Below are 2,723 nucleotides of genomic sequence, written 5' to 3'. Positions count from 1 at the left end.
ATCGACCGCACACGAGCCTTGAGGGCCTCACACCGAACGAATTTGCAACCCGGTCACGAATGGACCACAACGTGAACAGCGCTAGCCTATGAATGGGTACATTCAGGGGAGCACGTCAACGCCAATATCGCTGCGGTTCTCGCCGCAGAATGCGGATTGGAAGCGGCTGAAGATTTCTTTCGCCGCATCGTCTTCACCACCTTCATCGGCAACGGCGATATGCACCTTAAGAACTGGTCACTGATCTATCGCGACCGGCGAACCCCTTCGCTCGCACCGGCATACGATTATGTTGCCACGCTTCCCTACATCCCAACGGATAGTCACGGCCTCAGCTTCGGCAAATCGAAGGATTTGCACACAGTCACACGTGACCAGGTTCGCCGCTTCGCAGATACTGCGGGCCTTGCGCCAGCACCTTTGTGGTCAATCGTGGAAGAGGCAGTTGAGACTATCCCAGCCGTATGGCGGGATCACACGCCACGCGGACAGCTTTCCGCCGAACTGGATGATGCAATTAGTCAACACATCGAGGCCGTCGCCGAGTCTATAGGCTCAGGGCGGGCGTAAATGTATCTATGATAGGAACAAAATAGGAACTTACCGTTGGTGGTCCGCTTTCGGGTCGTGTAGAATTAAAATCCGGCAGCGAAAGTGATTCATTGGGGGCGCTAGTGGCAAAGGATATATTGATTTTCTCGGATGGTACGGGCCAAATTGGGGGTCTGCGCCCTGATCAGCGACTTTCCAACGTGTATAAGATGTATCGCGCGATGCGGCCTGGGCCTGATTCGCCGATTTCCCCCCGCGAACAGTTTGCGTTCTATGATCCAGGATTGGGAGCTGGTGAAACCGGAAGTTTGACTTTCAAACGCGTCCGGAATTTCTTCGCAGCCGCCGTTGGTACGGGTATCGATGAGAATGTCATCGACTGCTATGCCGCAATCATTGCCAACTATGACCCAGGTGATCGCATCCACCTTATCGGGTTTAGCCGAGGGGCCTATACCGTTCGAACCGTGGCGAATGTTCTCAATCTGTGTGGCATACCCACGCAAGATGCGAATGGCGGCCCGGTACCTCGATACGGACCTTCGTTGAGGAAAATTGCGTCAGATGCGGTTCGGTATGTCTACAATCATGGTGCCGGCCGAAAGCGAGATAAGTATGAATACGAGCGTGAGGAAAAGGCGCGCCGCTTCCGCCGACAGTACGGCTCTGAAGGCAAAGGCGCTGACGGAGAAGGGCAGGGGAACGTTCAGCCGACATTTATTGGCGTATTTGATACGGTTGCTGCACTGGGCAGTCGTTCGGCAACATTGATCGCGGGTAGTGCCTTTCTGCTTGTCTCGGCTCTGGCAGCTTATCTCTTCATGAGTACGACTTGGTGGATTGCCGTACCTTTTACCCTCTTGCCCCTCAGTATGGCTTTCTGGGCTGGCCGTAGCCTATACACCCAATTCAAATACTTCTTTGAAGACGAGAAACGCCGACTCCGCTGGTGGAACCCTCTGGACTGGTATGCCGCTGTTCGTCATGGCCACATGGCTTGGTGGAGTGGCAAATATTATGACCGCTACGTCGACAAAGAGATCCCCTTCCTTCGACACGCACTTTCAATCGATGAAGCCAGGACCAAATTTCCAAGAGTGGCCTGGGGGCGTGGCGAGGATGTTGTATGGAACAACGAGCGTGGCCATACCGAGTGGATGAAGCAGGTCTGGTTCGCGGGAAATCACTCCGACATCGGTGGTAGCTATCCGGAGGAAGAGTCCAGACTATCGGATATCACGCTGCAATGGATGGTGGACGAGTTCAAGCAAGCAGTGTCCACAATAAAGGTACGGGATGAGTTGCTCGTGACGTTCCCCGACCCGAATGCTCTTCAGCATGATGAGATACAAGGGATTCTGGAGATGCAGCCAGCTTGGTTGCGTGCTGTCACGGGCGATAGACTGACATGGACGCGTAAGGTTCGCAATATCCACGAGGAGGCTAGTCTGCATCCTGCGGTAATTGAACGGCTCAAAGCGGCGACTGTGCCGCAAATGGGTGAAACCAAGCCATATCGCCCAAAGAACCTTGGAGAACACAAAGATGCCCAAATCTATTTTGGGTGATCGGCACTATCTCCTCATTCCTGCTTTGTCTAAGCTGTCCACCTTTCCGAAAGCGCTTCAGCTTGCTGCAAAACGGTCTGGACGGCATCATCCTGTAGGTCAGGCGGGTAGCCGTATTTGCGCAAAATTCGCTTAACCAGCACCCGCATCCGGGCACGTGCACTCTCACGGTGCGCCCAGTCCACGGTAACGTTGCTCTTCAGGCTGCCAAGAAGCTCATGGGCAATGACACGCAGACGCTCGTCGCCCATGACCTGAATTGCGCTTTCGTTCTCTGCGAGTGCATCGTAGAAGGCGATCTCGTCTTCCGAAAGACCTTTTTCGTCTCCGCGTGTCCGAGCAGTCCTAATTTCCTTGGCGAGGGCAATCAGTTCCTGAATAACTTCGGCGGTCGTAATTGCGTTCGCATGGTAACGCGCGATGGCGTCTGACCTGAGCCCCTGACTTCCCTCCAGTTGTTTGGAGAGTCCTGGGTTTCATTGGTCCGAACCCATTCTTTGGACCGCCGGAAGGTAGAGTTTTCCGGTTTTTTCACGATGGCGGGCTGGCTGCGCCATCGGGATCAAGCAACGAAATCGGCACCTTGTGCCCAATAGCACCGTG

At 54.4% G+C, this 2,723-nt stretch carries 3 protein-coding genes; 2 read left to right on the top strand and 1 reads right to left on the bottom strand.

From position 1 onward, the window contains the following. Window positions 1-126: 126 nt before the first annotated feature. Both C7T96_RS23735 and C7T96_RS23730 read left to right on the top strand, forming a co-directional pair. Window positions 127-570: a HipA domain-containing protein gene (locus C7T96_RS23735; protein WP_106573732.1), complete on the top strand. Its 444-nt coding sequence runs from the start codon at window positions 127-129 to the stop codon at window positions 568-570. Between the two features lie 104 nt (window positions 571-674). Then, window positions 675-2,120, top strand: coding sequence for a DUF2235 domain-containing protein (locus C7T96_RS23730; RefSeq protein ID WP_106573733.1), 1,446 nt, complete (start codon window positions 675-677; stop codon window positions 2,118-2,120). A 29-nt stretch (window positions 2,121-2,149) separates the two neighbouring features. On the opposite strand, the gene C7T96_RS23725 is transcribed toward C7T96_RS23730, so the two are convergent. Beyond that, window positions 2,150-2,542 carry a type I restriction enzyme endonuclease domain-containing protein gene (locus C7T96_RS23725; protein ID WP_280951758.1) on the bottom strand — a complete coding sequence of 131 codons (393 nt, stop codon included), beginning with the start codon at window positions 2,540-2,542 and terminating at the stop codon, window positions 2,150-2,152. Between the last annotated feature and the right edge of the window lie 181 nt (window positions 2,543-2,723).

This window comes from Nitratireductor sp. StC3 (assembly GCF_003015025.1).
Classification (GTDB): Bacteria; Pseudomonadota; Alphaproteobacteria; order Rhizobiales; family Rhizobiaceae; genus Mangrovimarina; species Mangrovimarina alexandrii.
The sequence above is the reverse complement of the archived record's forward strand: the minus strand, read 5'-3'. Positions and strand labels throughout refer to the sequence as shown.